Raw genomic sequence first — 15,257 nt, forward strand, 5'->3', positions numbered from 1 at the left:
GCGCCCTCAGACAAATCTGCTTGGCTTAAAGCCGCATCAATGTCTGCGCGTTGGTAAAGAGATAAGCGCCTTTTGTGTCATTACAATGGCAGTGGGGCGACTATCTGCGGTCGCCCCGACGCGCTGTCTCAAGCCTGCGCGGCCTTTCCAAGGGGCGGCCCGGCAAGGAAGGGGACTTTAGGCAGGGTTTCGATGCCCGGCTTGGCGAAATAGAACCCCTGGAAGAGCTCGATCCCGGCGGCACGTAACATCTCGAACTCGGCGCGGCTTTCGATTCCTTCAGCGATGATCGTGATATCGAGCGTGCGGGCGATATGGCCGATGGCGGCAACAATCGCCTGGCGCGCGGGGCTTGTGTCGATATTCCGGATGATATCCATATCGATTTTGATCATATCGGGCTGGAAATTCGCCAAGAGATTGAGCCCGGCATAGCCCGAACCGAAATCGTCGATGGCGGTCAAAAAGCCGATCCGTTTGTACTCGGCGATGATCCGCTCGATATGGGCCGTGTCTTCCATACGCTCGTCTTCGGTAAACTCGAACATGATGCGTTCGGGTGCAAAGCGTACTCGGGCGGCGGCGGCCAGCGAGGCGCGGATGCAGGCCACAGGCTCGTAAACTGCGTTCGGCATAAAATTGATGGAAAGACGCGTGCCGTCCTTCGGGAAAATCTGCCCGGCCAGCTCAATCGCCTTCACGCGGGCGGCCTGATCGAACTTGTATCGGGTGGTGTCATCGACTTGCGAGAGAATGTGCCCCGCGCCCTGGCCCTGCAGCCCGCGCACCAATGCCTCATAGCCCCATACTTTATGCGCGCCCGCGTCGATGATGGGGTGAAAGGCAACGGTAAAATCGAAGGGAAGTGGTTTGCCGTCCCGGCAGCCCTGACATCCTTGCGAAAGGTTACTCACACAGTCTCTCCGTTTACTTCTTTGAGAAGGACATCATGCGCGAGGAAAGAAAAAGACTCCGTAAAGAGCAGCAAGAAAGGCCTGCTTTTCCCACGAGTTTGTGCGGTGCTGTTTACCAGAAATTTACCTGCTTTAAGAAAGTCGGAGGGATGCTCCAAATTTTAATCAATTTTCCTTTTGTAACCGCCATTGTGATCCGGCGCGGGGACAGGCGCGTAGGCTTTAGCAAATCGCCGAAGATCGTTCCGGGGGGAGCGGAAACGGCATGGATCGGTTGTGTGAGTAACGGACATGTTGAGCATTATTAGATCGTCTAAAGACGGTGAAATGGAAGCCCGCCTGGCTGCGTTGGACAAATCGCAAGCCGTGATCGAATTCGACACGGATGGAAATATTCTGACGGCAAACGAGAATTTCTTGAACACGATGGGCTACCGGCTCGAAGAGGTTCAGGGAAAGCATCATTCGATGTTTGTCGCACCGGAAGATCGCACCAGTGCCGCCTACAAAGATTTCTGGGCACAGCTCAAAGCCGGGCATTACCAATCGGCCCAGTACCGCCGCTTCGGCAAAGGCGGCAAAGAAGTCTGGATAGAGGCCTCTTATAATCCGCTGATCGGCCGGGACGGGAAGGCCTATAAGGTCGTGAAATATGCAACCGATATAACGGCCTCGAAGGCGGAATTCAGCGATCTGCGCGGCCAGGTGAACGCCATCGGCAAGTCCCAGGCCGTCATCGAGTTCGACCTGGACGGCAAAATCCTGACGGCGAACGAGAATTTTCTGTCCACCCTCGGCTATTCGCTCGGCGAAGTGCAGGGCAAACACCATTCGATGTTTGTGAGCCCGGAGGACCGCGGCGGCGAAGCCTATAAGCGCTTCTGGCAGAAGTTACGTTCGGGTGAATATGAAGCCGGCCAGTTCAAGCGCTATGGCAAAGGCGGCAAAGAGGTTTGGATCGAAGCATCGTACAATCCGATTTTCGATGCGGCGGGCCGGCCTTTCAAGGTTGTGAAATACGCGACGGACATCACCTCGCAGATTTCGCTTCTGACCGACTTGAAGACGATGATCGATACGAATTTTGCCGAAATCGACAGCGCTGTGGACCGGGCCGAAGGAGAGGCGGGCAGTGCCGGCACCAATGCCGAACGTACCAGCGCCAACGTGCAAACGGTGGCTGCTGCGGTCGAAGAACTCGTTGCCTCAATTGGCGAGATTGCTCAGAGCATGACGCGTTCCAAGATGGCGGGTGAAGAAGTGCAGGGCAAGGTTGAAGCCGCCCATGGCTCGACGGAACGTCTTGCCGAAGCTGCTTCCGCCATGACCGGCATTGTCGAGCTTATTCAGGAAATTGCAGGTCAGATCAATTTGCTGGCCCTCAATGCGACCATTGAAGCGGCGCGTGCCGGGGAAGCCGGTAAAGGTTTTGCCGTGGTCGCCAGCGAGGTGAAAAACCTGGCCGGTCAGGCCGCCAAGGCGACGGATCACATTTCAAAGGAAATCTCCGGCATTCAGTCCGTTTCCAGCGAAGTGGTCGAAGCGCTGCAGTCGATCCGCGAGGGGATGGAAACGGTGCGCGATCACGTCACCTCCACCTCCGCTGCGGTGGAAGAGCAGAGTGTCGTCACCGGTAATATTTCCGAAGGCATGCAGGACGCTGCCCGCTCGGTAGAGGAAATTACCGCGAGCATGAGCGGTATTTCCGCGGCGATTGCGCAGGTAGGCGGCGCCGTGGCGAGTACCCGCCAGGCGGCGGAAGTTCTGGCCCGCTGAATTTCAGGAGAGCGAACTGAAAAACCCGGCCGCACGGAAGTGCAGCCGGGTTTTCATGTAGCTGGATGCGCCTATTAGGCAGCGGCGGATTTACCGCCAAGCGCCGAGCGCAGCGCCGGAATATCGAGCGCCTTGCCCTTGAACTTCAGGTGTGTGCGCCCGTCTGCCGTGTTCAGCACCACGCAGGAAAGGCTGTGGGAGGCGCCGAATTCGAGCGTCAGAAGCGCGCCGGTCCGGGCAAGGTCCGTCCCGCTGACCGCGCAGCCGTCACTCGACAAGTTCGTGATGGTGACGGGCTGGGTCTGGCCGGTTGCTAGGCGGGCATCGGCGGGAAGACGGCACTCCACGCGGTAGGCCGCGCGCCGGTCGAACTCCTCATGGGTGCGCAGCTTGCCGACCAGCGTGCGCACGGTGCGGCGCAATTCCTGAATTTCGTCCGTAAGCGCGCCGGAAATCTGCGAGAGCTCGTCCGTGCGTCCATTGACGTCGGAAACTTCCTTTGCAACTTCCCGCATTGAGCCCGAGACAAGCCGGGTGCCTTCCGCGCTGCGGTGAACATTGACGCCGATTTCGCTGTTGGCGCGGGCCTGTTCTTCGGAAGAAATGCGGATCGCGTCGGTGATTTCTTCCACCGTGCGGATCGTCTGCTGAATGCCGTCGACGGCGGTGGACACATCTCCGGAGGACCGCTGGATCGCGGCAACGAAGCCGCTGATTTCTTCCGTTGCTTTCGTCGTTTGCGTGGCAAGCGCTTTGACTTCCGCTGCAACAACGGCAAAGCCTTTACCGGCTTCACCTGCGCGGGCCGCTTCAATCGTGGCGTTGAGCGCGAGAAGGTTCGTCTGGCTGGCAATGTCGGAGATAAGCGTAGCCGCTTTCGAAATCTGATCGCTGGCCTCGGAAAGCCCGGTCATGCGTTCGGAGGCATTGGCGACTTCGGCAACGGCGCTGCGGGCAACTTCCGCGCAGCGGCCGACCTGTGACTGGATTTCCTGTTCCGTCACCGTTAGTTCTTCCGTAGCGGCGGCGACGCGGGAAATGTTTTCCGCCGTTTCCTGCGTAGAATCGGAAACCGAGTTCGCCCGCTGATTGACTTTGGCAATGTGATCGTGAATGTACTGTGTTGCTTCGCTCGTGCGGTTCATGTTTTCAAGCACATGATCGACGCTGGACTGGATGGTGGCTTCCAGCTGATCGGCAAGTTCGCCGAGCTCGCGGTGGCGCTTCTCCTCGCTTTGCGTCAAATAGGCGCTGATCGCAAGTTCCATGTCGAGCATGATGGCGGCCTGGGCAGCCGAAAGGCATTTGGCAAGCATGTCCGGCTTTTTGCGCAGAGCGCGCACCAGCACTTCGCAAATTTCGCCCTGGATGAAGCTGTAGCCGGCGATATAAAGACGCGGTTCCAGACCGACGCGCAAATGCGCGGCGCCGATGGCGACGGCGCGCTGGGCGTAATCGGCGTCGAATTTCGCCGAGAAGAGCGACGTCCAGTGACTGACCTGGGCCTTCTGCAACCGGCCGACATTGCCGGGGCCGCCGATGATGGCTGCCGTTTCCGGATTGCCCATCACGCGCTCATAGAACCGTGCAATGATGCCGGGCAGTTCGGGCTTGATCGCGTCGAATGACTTGACGATGAATTGCCGTTTTTCGCTATCGATTCCCAGAAACTCGAGACGATTGGCCAGTTCTTGTGCGCCGCCGGTCATATTTACCCCATTTAGCAGAGCCCGGAGACCGAGGGCCGCCGGTATTGAAAATTCATAGGATGAATTATCATGCCAATAGTTAACGAGTTCTGAGAACCGGGGCGTCAAAAGCGCCCGCCCCGGTTCCATATTGGGGATAAGCCTCCGGAAAACCCGAAAGATGACCGGTCACGCTCAAGCAGCGTTCTTCAGCACGGCGGCGAGCGCTGGCACATCCTTGATGGGGCGGGAGAAGGCGAGATGCGTCTTACCGTCCGACTGTTCCACGACGACCGCTTGGACCGGCGCATTGCCGCTCAGATGCAAGGCAACCGCGGCGCCCTTTTCCGCCTTGATCTGGCCGCGCAGAGCGCAACCGTTTTCCGAAAGATCGCAAATCTCAGTCTGGCGTTTGCCGTCGCCCGTTTCGATCTGCGCGCTGATCTGGCAGCTCGTGCGGTAGGCTGTGCGGCGGTCGAAGACATCGTGAGAGCGCAGCTGGCCGATGAGATTACCGACAGTCTTGCGCAGATCCTGCAGCTCGTTGTTGAGTTTCGCCGAGATTTCGGAAAGCTCGTTCGTGCGCCCGTTCACGGAACCGATTTCCGTCGAGACCGTGCGCATGGCGCCGGAGACGTTCCGCGTGCTCTGGGCGCTTTGGTGCACATTGGCGCCGATTTCCTCATTCGCGCGGGACTGCTCTTCCGCCGAAACACGGATGGCGGCGGCGATCTCTTCCACCTCCTGGATCGTGGTTTGAACGCCGGTAACGGAGGTCGATACTTCACCGGAAGCGCGCTGAATGGCATTCACGTAATTGGTGATCTCTTCCGTCGCTTTCGTCGTCTGCGTGGCCAGGGCTTTGACCTCCGCCGCGACCACGGCAAAGCCTTTGCCGGCTTCCCCGGCGCGCGCCGCCTCGATCGTGGCATTGAGGGCCAGAAGGTTCGTCTGGCTTGCAATGTCTGAGATGAGCGTTGCCACCTTGCCGATTTCATGGCTTGCCGCTTCAAGGCCTTCCATGCGCTCGGAGGTGCTGGAAACTTCCGTCACCGCGCCGCGCGCCACATCGGCGCAGCGGTTTACCTGGTTCTGGATTTCACGCTCGGCAACGGCCAGCTCTTCGGTTGCCGCGGCAACGCGGGAAATGTTCTCGGAGGTTTCATCGGACGAGCCGACGACGTTTTTCGCCTGCTCGTTCAAACTGTCCATGGAATGGTGAATGTCTTTTGCGACCTTCGCCGTGCGGGCCGTGTTCTCTTCCACATGGTCGACCGACACCTGAATGGTTTTTTCAAGCTGGTCGGCAAGCTGGAAGAGTTCTTCCTTTTTCTGCATCTCGCCGCGTTCCAGATAGATGGAGATGGCGAGTTCCATGTCGAGCATGATGGCGCTGGTCATGGCATCGACGGCTTTGTCGAGCAGATCGGGCTTTTTGCGGTAGGCGGCATTGAGCTTGGCAATCAGCCGCGACAGGGCGAAGGAATAGCCCGCGATGTACCAGCGCGGCTCGAGGCCGACGCGGTGATGGGCACCGCCGATGGCCTGCGCGCGTTTGATATAGGCATCGCCGAACTCACCGGAAAGAAGGCCGCGCCAATGTTCCGCCTGAGCGTTTTTGAGCGCGGGAATGCGGCCGGGGGAGCCGATAACGGCGGCGGTTTCCTCGCGCGCCATGATCCATTTGTAGAAATCATCGAGAATGGCATCGAGATGCGGGTCGACGATTTTCAGAACCTCTTTCAGAAGAGCCCGTTTTTCAGCATCGATGCCGAGAAACGACAAACGGCCTTCAATGTCCTGATTCCTGTTCATAACTATCCCCTTTGCAAGTGCGCCCGCGGCGGCTTCGAGCGGTGAGGCTAAGGGAGAGCTGGTTAATTTATGATAACCAAGAACGGGGATTTTACTTGATGTAGATCAGTTTTTATCTGCCGAAGACTCGTGAGGGAGAGTTGAATATTTAAAATTGCATTTGGTTGTATTCGTTATTTACTTCCGAGAATGCCTATGCATGCCATGTAAACATATGTATATCCCGAGCGAGATAAAATGTTTCTGTGCGGATTACTTGAGTGAGCGAATGATAAATCTTGCCGGTGCTGTGGCCTCAATCAGCGCGCATGGAAGCGGCGAGGCATCGCCGCATATCTGCGCGGCAAGATGCTCGGCAAGGAGCGGGGCGGTGAGGAAGCCGCGCGAGCCGAGCCCGCCCAATGTATAAAGGCCGGGCGGGGAAGGCGCGGGCGGATAGGCGGCAAAGCGGTCGCCGTAACGCAGCCTTTCATAAGCGCGCTCGTAAGCAGCGCGCTCCGGCATGGGCCCGGCAAAGGGCATCCGGTCCGGTGTCGTGGCCCGCAAGGAACGCCGCTCCGAATAAACGTTCTCAGGGCGCGCTTTGCTGCCGAGCCATTCTTCAAGCGCGGTAAGGTTCTTCTCCCGGTCCGCCGGCAGTGGGACAAGAGAAAGGTCCTGCTTGTCGAAACTTGCGCCGGTTAGCTGCTTTCCCTCCCGCGCAGGCAGAAGGTAGGAACCGGCGGCAAGAGCGGTTTTGAGCGGCGTGCTTCCCTCACGGGGGGCAAATTCCGTGACCTGGCCCGCAACGGGGGTGATGGGCAGACCCGCTTTAGGGAAGAGCTGCGTGATACTGGCGCCTGCCGCCACGATCACGATATCCGCTTCGGCGAGGATCTCGCCTTCCATATTTCTTGCAGTCCAGCCGCCGCTTTCTTTGGGTTCAAGATGCGCGGCTTCGGTTTCGAACCGGCAATCCGCTTCGGCGCTGAGCGCGCCGAGCAGCGCTTTGGGGTTGAGCGTCCCGGCGCCTGGAAAGTAAAGCGCGGGCGCGGGCAGTTTAATGCCGGCAAGTGCGGAAGCGTCTTCCCTTTCAAGAAAGCGCATATGGGAAGGGGGCAGCACCTGCCGCTCCGCAAGCGCACGCAGGCGCTCTTCCTCCCCCTCGCTTCGGCCAAGATGCAGAACGCCGCAAGGATCGAAGAATGCTCTGCCGCTTGCCCCCTGCAGCGCGTCATAAAAGGCGCGGGCATAAAGATAAGCGGCGCGGTGGAAAAGCCCGGTCGGCGCGCTGCCCAGCGCGAGGCGCGGCATGAAGAGCGCAGCAGGATTGCCCGAAGCGCCGCTGCCGAGACCTGAGCCTTTTTCAATGAGCGTGACTTGTACGCCGCGCCGCGTCAGCGCATGGGCGGCAGCGGCGCCCGCAATCCCGCCGCCGATGATAAGCGCGCGTTTCGGGCGGGGCGGGGGAGGCGGGCGGTACCAGAGCGGCAGGGAGGAGGCGGATGGTGCGCCTTTATAAAGGCCTTGCAGCATGTCGCGTTTGCGCCCGAAGCCCGGCGCCTTTTTTACCTCGAAGCCCGCCTCGCCAAGCCCGCGCCGCACGGCGCCTGCCACGGTGAAAGTCGCCAGCGTGGTGCCGGGGCCTGAAAGCCGGCCCATCTCATGAAAGACGGTGGGTGACCACATGGTCTCGTTCCGGGAAGGGGCGAACCCGTCCAGAAACCACGCATCCACCTTGCTCCCCGAAAGCTCGAGCGATCCCAGCACCTGCGCTGCCTCTCCGAAAAGCAGATCAAGCGTGACGCCGTTTGGCAGGGTACAGCGGTGAAAGCCCGGCACGAGCGGGGGATAGTGTTTGAGGAGTTCGTCACTGAAAGGCTTAAGGCGCGGCCAGGCCGCATGCGCTTTTTCAAGATCGCTTGCTGAAAGCGGATAGCCTTCTAGCGAGATGAAATGAAGTCTGGCGCCGGGCGGGCGGTGCGCTGTCCAAAGCTCAAGTGTCGCTAGAAAATTTAACCCCGTGCCGAAGCCCGTCTCGCAAATGGTGAAGAGGGGCGTGCCGGAAGTCTCTTCCGCTCGCTTCTCCCAGGCGGCGGGCAGGTCATTGCCTTTGAGAAAGACATGGGATGTTTCGGCGAGCCCATCCTCGGCCGAGAAATAGAGATCGCCGAAATCCGAAGATTCCGGCGTCCCATCTTCCCGCCATCGCAGAGCCGCTTGCGGCAGCCGGTGCGGGTCTTCCGGCGTTCCGCTCACCTTAGGTGCCGGGCCGGCTGGCCGCGAAAGGATGCGTGCTCGAAAGCCCGCCGCAGACCGGAATGGCCTGGCCGTTCACATAAGAGGCCTCGTCGCTGGCCAGGAAGAGCGCCATATTGGCAATCTCTTCAGGATGGCCGTAGCGGGCCAGCGGGTTGAGCTGGCCGATCTTGTCTTCCTTGCCGCGCGCTCTTGCGCCGTCGAAGATCGGTTTCGTCATGCCGGTTTCGATGAGGCCGGGGCAGATCGCGTTGACGCGCACATTCGTGCCGTAAAGCGCGTTCGCCGTGGTCTGTACAAGGCTGATGACCCCGGCTTTGGAGGCCGAGTAGGGCAGGCCGCCCGCATTGGCTCTGAGGCCGGCCACCGAAGCGGTACAGACCACGGAGCCATAACCCTGTTTGATCATCAGCGGCGTGACGTGCTTGATGGCGAGGAAGGGGCCGATGAGATTGATGCGCAGGATTTCCTGCCAATATTCCGGCGTCTGCTCTTCGATCGGCACCAGGCCGCCGGAAACGCCCGCATTGGCATAGACGGCATCGACGCCGCCGAATTTCGACACGCAGTGCTCGACAATGCCTTTCACCGCGTCCTCGTCCCCGGCATCGGCGGCGACGGAAGAAATCTCGCCGCCGGCCTCGCGCACCATGGCGGCGGTTTCATCCACTGCTTCTTCCATGCGGTCCACGGCAACGATTTTTGCGCCTTCGCGGGCAAAAAGCACGGCGCTTGCCCGGCCGATACCGCTGCCGGCACCGGTGATGATGGCGCGTTTTCCTTCAAGACGTCCCATAAGGGTTCCTTTCTCGGGTCTTTTGAGTGATTTCGATGGCCGGAGTTTAGCCGAGAGCCCGCCCAGCACAAAGGCCGCGGCGAACGGGAAAGGGCGGGGCACGAAAAAGGGCAGGCCGCTCGGCCTGCCCTGATCCACTGTGCTTAAAACGTGGCTTAGAAGGCTTTGCCTTCGGAAACCTGCCATTCGACATTGCCCTGTTCGCCTTCGATCGTGCCGGAAGAGCCGACCGTCGGTGCTTCCTCGATCGCCGCGGTGCAGGTTTCCGGGTTCTCGCCCGTCACGGTGCAGATCTTGTTACCGTCAACGCGCCAGGTGCCGGTGGCGGTGGAGCCGTCCGGCAGCTTCACTTCCGTGGTGCTGGCGTCGGGATAATAAACCTGCGTTACCGCGCCTTCCGGCCCCGTCAGCGTGACGGTGTTACCGACCAGCCCCGCGCCGACATCGGCCAGCGCTGCAACGGACGAACCGGCGAGAAACGCTGCCGCGAGCAAAACTTTTTTCATCTGAGTATCCTCCCAAAATTGAAGGACCGGCGCCCCTGCCGGTCCCTGCCGCCTGTTCGCAGGCGGACGAATATGGTTAATGTAATGGCTAAGGCGACTGGCGCAACGCCCAAAGCGCCTAAACTACAGATTCGCGCTGCGTTTTATGAGGTGCCTTATTTGCCGAGGCCCGGCGGGCGAAGCAGATAAATGATCAGCCAGATGGGAATAATCACCATGGCGCCGAGAATGAAATGCGGCAGCGCCCATTCGAAAGCCCGGGAAATCAGCCCGCGGATGGCTTCCGGCGTCAGGCCCATTTCCTTGACGACTTCGATGGCCGAAATGTCGAACACGGAAAGCACCGCCCCGATCGTACCGACGCAAGCGCGAATTTGATCGCCGTTGAAAGCGTGCTCTGCAACATGGCCCCGTGAACCGTCAGCCTGATTCCCCATCCGCCAGTCTATCCGCCGGGGCCGGGGCGAGGCTAGCCCCGCCTTGAAAGCTTGTCTGGAAGGGCGGTTCTAGCGCCTTATGCTTCAAATCTGTAAGAGGGGCGGAAAGCTAGGTTTTACCGGTATTCCGCGAACAACAGGAGAAACGGACATGGTGCAGGAAAGTCAGGCGAAAAGCGACCTGGATCGCTGCTTCTTTTCCAAGGCCCGCATCGAGGCGATGGAGGAGCGTGCCCATGTCCACCAGTTCAATGAGGGTGCCGTGCGCATGACCCGCACATTGGGCGATCTGGCAGGGCTCGAAGATATGGGGCTCCATATCGTGCGTATCGAGCCCGGCCATGAAACGACGGAACATCACTTCCACGGCCAGGATGAGGAATTCGTGATGATCCTTTCAGGCCGGCTTCTGGCGCGTATCGGGGAGGAGGAATGCGAGGCGGAGCCGGGAGACGTGTTGCTTTTCCCGAAAAACGGCCCGGCCCATTCCATGAAGAATATTTTTGAAGAAGACGCGGTTTACCTGATGGGCGGCACGCGCGCGCCTGTCGATGTGTGCACCTATCCCCGCCTTGGCCGGGTGATGTACCGGGTGGACGGGGTGAAAAGCTATGTGGACGCGCCCCACCTGAAAAAGGTGTGACGCGCCCTCAAGCGTGCCGGATCAGCGGCCGAACAGACCTTTGATCGCGTCTTCGACATTCGGCTTCTTCTCGGAGGTGCCGCCGCTGTCACCGCCGTCAGCCGGTTTGCCGATCAGCCCTTCCAGGAGCTTTTTGCCGCCGCCGTCTTTCAGGTCCTTGATCGTGTTCACCGCGCCTTCCGGGTCGGAGAGAATGGCTTTCAGGTCCGGCCGGAATTTCGGATTGGCCCAGGGCCCTTCGATGATGATCGGCACCTCGATGCCTTTGGCGCTTTCATCCCCGCCCTGGCCTTCCAGCGTGGCGGCAAGTTTCGGCTCCACCCGGTAGGAAAGCGTTTGCTGCGGCAGGTTCACCGTGCCGGCCCCGTTTACCCGGGCAAGCGGGCTGAGGAGCTGAAAATCCTGGTTGGAGAGAATGCCGTTCTGGATCGTGAACGTGCCGCCAAGTTCGGAGAAATCCGTATCCTGCGTGCCGCCCGCGTTCCAGCCGCTGAGCGCGCCGGAAAGCACGTTGCGCAAGAGCTGGGCGACATTGATGCCTTTGATCGCGCCATTGGCGAATTTCACCGAGCCGTTGCCGCTCATCGCGGAGATCATTTGCTTCTGGCTCTTGCCGCGCGTGTCGATAAAGACATTCATGGCCCCGGTGCCTTCCAGCCGTTCGAAACCGGCGGCATCGCGCAGCAGGGGATAAGCGGCGATATTGGAAATATCGAACGTGGCGGTGAGCGACGGCGTTGCCTGTGCGCCGTTCAGTGTCACCATGGCCTCGCCTGCGCCTTCGTAAAGCGCGAGCTTGCTCAGATCCGCCGTCAGGATCCCGCCCGACAGCTTCACGCCGAGCATGCTTTCCCCGATCGTGATGTTCTGGACGAGAATTTTCTGCGCCGAAAGCGCCAGATCCGCATCGACGGCTTTCAGCCCGCTCATATCGATGGGCTCATCGCTCCAGCCGGAAGCCGAAGAAGAGGCGGCGCTGCCGCCGCCTGCATTGCCGCCCGAGGTGCCGGAAGCCGGGGCCTGCCCGCCCGAAGCGGATGCGCCGCCGGCCATATAGACATTGGTGTTGATGGTCTCAAGATCGAGCTTGCCGGTGAGTTTCGGGCGCTGGCCTTTCAGATTGACGTTGAGCGCGCCTTTGCCTTCCATCTCATCGAAGTTGAGCGCGGCATTGGAAAAGTCGAACACTTCCGGCGTTGCGCTGACAGTGCCTTTGATGGTGAAGGGGCCGAACCCGTCGCCTGCAGGAAGCGGCGAGCCTGCCCAGGCGGCAAGCGCGCGCACCGAGGGAATATCGACATTCATTGTGCCGGCGAGCTTGGGCGTGTCCGCCTGCGTCACCGTGCCTTCAAAGCCGGAGGTGATTTTCGGTGTGGCAAGGGAGAGTGTGAAGGGCGTCTCGCCGCCTGCGATCAATGCGCGCGGGCGGTCCGCCGTCAGATCGAGTTCGATCGTATCGCCATTCCATACCGCAGAGCCATCGAACACCATTTGCCGGTCGAGGCTCGGTAGATTGAGCACCGTGTTGATCTCGGTAATTTCATAAGACGCGCCGCTGCGCGCATCCTTGTAGCTTGCGATGCCGTTTTCGACGGCAATTTCACCGAGCCGGATATCGTTCAGCGCGGCCCCGCCTTCGGACGGCGTCTCATCACCACCAGTGCTGGAGGAAGGCGAGGCGGGCGCTTCGGCAGCTTCCTGCGCCGGTTTGAACTGCCAGTTCGGCGTGCCCTGCCTGTTCATTTCCAGGTGAATTTCAGGGCGCACGAGGACGAAGCGGTCGAGCTCCACATTGCCGGAAAGAAGCGGGAGAATTTTCAGCGAAACCTGCATGGCGTCCATGGAGACCATATCCGGCTTGCTGCCCCACTCGGCATTGGCAAAGCGTACCGATTCAGCTTCTACACCAATCGCGGGCAGGAAGGTGATGCCCACGTCGCCTTCGATGCGCAATTGCCGCCCGGTTTGCTGCTCGACGGCTTTTTCGATCTCCGCCTTATAGGTTTCGGCGGGAATGAAAGAGGCCGCGGCCACCAGCCCGCCGACCAAAAGAACGATGATGCCGAAAACGATAAGAGCAATCCGGGCCATGCTCAGCCTCCCTAAAGTGCGTTTTGCTATTGGTCGCGCAAGTATATGGCGAAATCGTGATAGCCGTCACATGATTGCAACGCGCACCGCTTATTTTAGTAGAAAAGGAAAATTGGCTCTTGGCCGAGTGCGCGGCTTTGCTATGCTTGCACGCATTCGGCCCGTACCGGCTGCCGACCAACCACGACAGGAGACAGAAATGGCAGGTCACGTGACCCCTTCTCATATGTCTCCGGGCATTTGGTGACGTTCTAAGTCCCATGCAAAGCCCGGATGACGTCATTGACGCTTTCACACCGGGCTTCTCAAGCTTCCCCGATTTTTCAAGTGTTCCGATTTAACGGCTGAACTGTCTCTGTTTCCCGCACTTTGCGTGCGGGACCTCAACTTTTCCGCCGATCGGTGAGCCCGGAAGGTTCAAACGCCGCTTTATGCGGCGAGATGTGCCGCGGATCATCTCCCCGGCCCTGGAATAGAAAATGAATACGCAAAATACGCCCCCCGTTTCCGTTTCGGCCTGGGATGTGGCGGGGTTCGTCTGGTCGCATTGGCGGCGCCATCCGCTGATGTTGGCCGGGTTGATTGTCACGATGCTGGCGGTGGCAGGGCTCGACGTGCTCTTTCCCGTCGTCTCCGCTTACCTGATCGACACGGTGGCGGGCGCAGGCGATAAGCCCGATGAGGCGGCCATCGAGGCGGCCTTCCTCGCCGTGCTGTTTCTGGTCGCACAAGGTTTTGGCTACAATCTGGCGCGCTTTACCGCGTTCCGGATCTGGCTGCGCTTTGCCACGCATTGCATGTACGCGATTGTCGGCGAAGCCTTTGCCCGCGTGCAGCGCTATAGTGCCGACTGGCACAGCGATAATTTCGCCGGGGCGACCGTGCGCAAGATCACGCGCGGCATGTGGGCCTATGATCTTTTCGCCGATACCGTTTATGTGGGGCTCTTTCCCACTGTGGCGGTGCTGATCGGCGTGACGGCGTTGCTCACCTGGCAATGGCCGCTGATCGGGCTCACCGTGACGGTGATCTCCGTGCTTTACATCGCTGTGACCGCGCTGCTTGCCAAACATTATGTGGCCCCCGTCAACCGGGCTCATAACGAAGCGGACTCGGCCATCGGCGCAGCTCTTGCCGATGCCGTGACCTGCAACAGCGCGGTGAAAGCGTTCGGTGCGGAGGCGCGCGAAGAGGCCCGACTTTCCAACGTGCTTTTAAGCTGGAAAGAGCGGGCGCTGCGGGCGTGGCTGCGGATGGAGAACTTGAACATCGTTCAGGTGCTCATCCTCAATGTCATGAAGTTCGCGCTTTTTGCGCTGGTGATCTGGTTCTGGATCGAGGGCAAAGCGAGCGTCGGCGGCGTTACCTTCGTGCTGACGAGTTATTTGCTGATATCGGGCTATCTGCGCGATGTCGGCCAGCACTTGCAGCACCTGCAAAAGGCGATCAACGAGCTTGACGATGTGGTGGCCTTTTCCCGCCTGCCCATTGGCGTCAGCGATCCCAAAGGCGCACCCGATCTGCAGCCCGGCAAGGGCGAGATCGCGTTCGAGGACGTCACTTTTTCCTACCGCAATCAGGCCGCGCCGCTTTACCGGCGCTTTGCCCTGAAAATCGCGGCCGGGGAAAAAGTGGCGCTGGTCGGCCCGTCGGGCAGCGGCAAGAGCACCTTCGTCAAGCTTTTGCAGCGGCTGCACGATATCGGCGAAGGGCGCATTCTGATCGACCGTCAGAATATCGCCCTCACGGCGCAAACTTCCGTGCGCCGGGCCGTGGCGCTCGTGCCGCAAGAGCCGATCCTCTTTCACCGCTCATTGGCGGAGAATATCGCCTATGGGAGGCCCGGCGCTTCCCGCAGGGAGATTGTGGAGGCGGCAAAGCGCGCCCGCGCCCATGAGTTCATCGCCAAGTTCCCGCAAGGCTATGAGACGCTGGTAGGCGAGCGGGGGATCAAGCTGTCGGGCGGGGAGCGCCAGCGCGTGGCGATTGCGCGGGCGTTTCTGGCCGATGCGCCGATCCTGGTGCTCGATGAAGCGACCTCGAGCCTTGATTCGATCACCGAAAGCGAGGTTCAGGCCGCGATCGAGGAACTGATGGCCGGGCGCACGACCATCATTATTGCACACCGCCTTTCAACCGTGCGCGCGGTGGACCGCATTCTGGTCTTCCGGGACGGGGCGGTGGTGGAGCAGGGAACCTATAAGGAGCTTGCCGCGGCGCGCGGTTCGCTCTTCCAGAGGCTCCATGCCGAGCAGGTGGCCGGCCTTTCCGGGGTCGGCGGCTAAAGAAAGAGGGTCGGGCGGGTTCTTGTTCAAAGGGCCTGCCCGCCTTAAAAGGGGCCCATGGAGGAACC

At 60.2% G+C, this 15,257-nt stretch carries 12 protein-coding genes; 4 read left to right on the forward strand and 8 right to left on the reverse strand.

Annotated elements, in window-relative coordinates; translation table 11 throughout:
• Positions 1–128: 128 nt before the first annotated feature.
• The gene (locus tag ACOQOT_RS03090) at positions 129–914 is read right to left on the reverse strand and encodes an EAL domain-containing protein (RefSeq protein WP_420560914.1); all 786 of its coding nucleotides are present in this window, start codon (positions 912–914) and stop codon (positions 129–131) included.
• Positions 915–949: 35 nt separating this feature from the next.
• On the opposite strand from ACOQOT_RS03090, the gene ACOQOT_RS03095 reads away from it, so the two are divergent.
• On the forward strand, positions 950–1,222 hold the full coding sequence (locus tag ACOQOT_RS03095; RefSeq protein WP_420560915.1) for a hypothetical protein: 273 nt from the start codon (positions 950–952) through the stop codon (positions 1,220–1,222).
• On the forward strand, positions 1,206–2,690 hold the full coding sequence (locus ACOQOT_RS03100; RefSeq protein WP_420560916.1) for a methyl-accepting chemotaxis protein: 1,485 nt from the start codon (positions 1,206–1,208) through the stop codon (positions 2,688–2,690). Before ACOQOT_RS03095 ends, ACOQOT_RS03100 begins: the two co-directional genes overlap by 17 nt.
• A gap of 74 nt (positions 2,691–2,764) precedes the next feature.
• On the opposite strand, the gene ACOQOT_RS03105 is transcribed toward ACOQOT_RS03100, so the two are convergent.
• The 6 genes from ACOQOT_RS03105 to ACOQOT_RS03130 all read right to left on the reverse strand — a co-directional run bounded on the left by ACOQOT_RS03105 (position 2,765) and on the right by ACOQOT_RS03130 (position 10,170).
• Complete coding sequence (locus tag ACOQOT_RS03105) at positions 2,765–4,399, reverse strand: protoglobin domain-containing protein (protein ID WP_420560917.1); 1,635 nt, start codon at positions 4,397–4,399, stop codon at positions 2,765–2,767.
• Positions 4,400–4,573: 174 nt separating this feature from the next.
• Positions 4,574–6,193 (reverse strand): protoglobin domain-containing protein, encoded by a 1,620-nt coding sequence (locus ACOQOT_RS03110; protein WP_420560918.1) that lies wholly within the window; start codon positions 6,191–6,193, stop codon positions 4,574–4,576.
• Positions 6,194–6,445: 252 nt separating this feature from the next.
• The gene (gene mnmC / locus ACOQOT_RS03115) at positions 6,446–8,431 is read right to left on the reverse strand and encodes a bifunctional tRNA (5-methylaminomethyl-2-thiouridine)(34)-methyltransferase MnmD/FAD-dependent 5-carboxymethylaminomethyl-2-thiouridine(34) oxidoreductase MnmC (protein ID WP_420560919.1); all 1,986 of its coding nucleotides are present in this window, start codon (positions 8,429–8,431) and stop codon (positions 6,446–6,448) included.
• A 1-nt stretch (position 8,432) separates the two neighbouring features.
• On the reverse strand, positions 8,433–9,227 hold the full coding sequence (locus tag ACOQOT_RS03120) for an SDR family NAD(P)-dependent oxidoreductase (RefSeq protein ID WP_420560920.1): 795 nt from the start codon (positions 9,225–9,227) through the stop codon (positions 8,433–8,435).
• Positions 9,228–9,382: 155 nt separating this feature from the next.
• A complete protein-coding gene (locus tag ACOQOT_RS03125; protein WP_420560921.1) occupies positions 9,383–9,733 on the reverse strand; it encodes a hypothetical protein in 351 nt (116 codons plus the stop codon).
• Between the two features lie 155 nt (positions 9,734–9,888).
• Positions 9,889–10,170, reverse strand: a complete 282-nt coding sequence (locus ACOQOT_RS03130; protein ID WP_420560922.1) for a DUF6460 domain-containing protein — start codon at positions 10,168–10,170, stop codon at positions 9,889–9,891.
• Between the two features lie 151 nt (positions 10,171–10,321).
• Here ACOQOT_RS03130 and ACOQOT_RS03135 point away from each other — a divergent pair, with 151 nt between their 5' ends.
• Entirely contained in the window at positions 10,322–10,813 is a 492-nt protein-coding gene (locus tag ACOQOT_RS03135) for a cupin domain-containing protein (RefSeq protein ID WP_420560923.1), read from the forward strand.
• 21 nt (positions 10,814–10,834) lie between these two features.
• On the opposite strand, the gene ACOQOT_RS03140 is transcribed toward ACOQOT_RS03135, so the two are convergent.
• Positions 10,835–12,904 (reverse strand): AsmA family protein, encoded by a 2,070-nt coding sequence (locus ACOQOT_RS03140; RefSeq protein WP_420560924.1) that lies wholly within the window; start codon positions 12,902–12,904, stop codon positions 10,835–10,837.
• 479 nt (positions 12,905–13,383) lie between these two features.
• Here ACOQOT_RS03140 and ACOQOT_RS03145 point away from each other — a divergent pair, with 479 nt between their 5' ends.
• Positions 13,384–15,189 (forward strand): ABC transporter ATP-binding protein, encoded by a 1,806-nt coding sequence (locus ACOQOT_RS03145; protein ID WP_420560925.1) that lies wholly within the window; start codon positions 13,384–13,386, stop codon positions 15,187–15,189.
• Positions 15,190–15,257: the final 68 nt, after the last annotated feature.

It is taken from the genome of Tepidicaulis sp. (genome assembly GCF_965222285.1).
Taxonomy (GTDB): domain Bacteria; phylum Pseudomonadota; class Alphaproteobacteria; order Parvibaculales; family Parvibaculaceae; genus Tepidicaulis.

Excerpts from the sequence above, each read along its gene's own strand:
- ACOQOT_RS03095 (WP_420560915.1), top strand. The coding sequence starts at position 950 with ATGCGCGAGGAAAGAAAAAGACTCCGTAAAGAGCAGCAAGAAAGGCCT.
- ACOQOT_RS03100 (WP_420560916.1), top strand. The coding sequence starts at position 1,206 with ATGTTGAGCATTATTAGATCGTCTAAAGACGGTGAAATGGAAGCCCGC.
- ACOQOT_RS03105 (WP_420560917.1), bottom strand. The coding sequence starts at position 4,399 with ATGACCGGCGGCGCACAAGAACTGGCCAATCGTCTCGAGTTTCTGGGA.
- ACOQOT_RS03110 (WP_420560918.1), bottom strand. The coding sequence starts at position 6,193 with ATGAACAGGAATCAGGACATTGAAGGCCGTTTGTCGTTTCTCGGCATC.
- ACOQOT_RS03120 (WP_420560920.1), bottom strand. The coding sequence starts at position 9,227 with ATGGGACGTCTTGAAGGAAAACGCGCCATCATCACCGGTGCCGGCAGC.
- ACOQOT_RS03125 (WP_420560921.1), bottom strand. The coding sequence starts at position 9,733 with ATGAAAAAAGTTTTGCTCGCGGCAGCGTTTCTCGCCGGTTCGTCCGTT.
- ACOQOT_RS03130 (WP_420560922.1), bottom strand. The coding sequence starts at position 10,170 with ATGGGGAATCAGGCTGACGGTTCACGGGGCCATGTTGCAGAGCACGCT.
- ACOQOT_RS03135 (WP_420560923.1), top strand. The coding sequence starts at position 10,322 with ATGGTGCAGGAAAGTCAGGCGAAAAGCGACCTGGATCGCTGCTTCTTT.
- ACOQOT_RS03140 (WP_420560924.1), bottom strand. The coding sequence starts at position 12,904 with ATGGCCCGGATTGCTCTTATCGTTTTCGGCATCATCGTTCTTTTGGTC.
- ACOQOT_RS03145 (WP_420560925.1), top strand. The coding sequence starts at position 13,384 with ATGAATACGCAAAATACGCCCCCCGTTTCCGTTTCGGCCTGGGATGTG.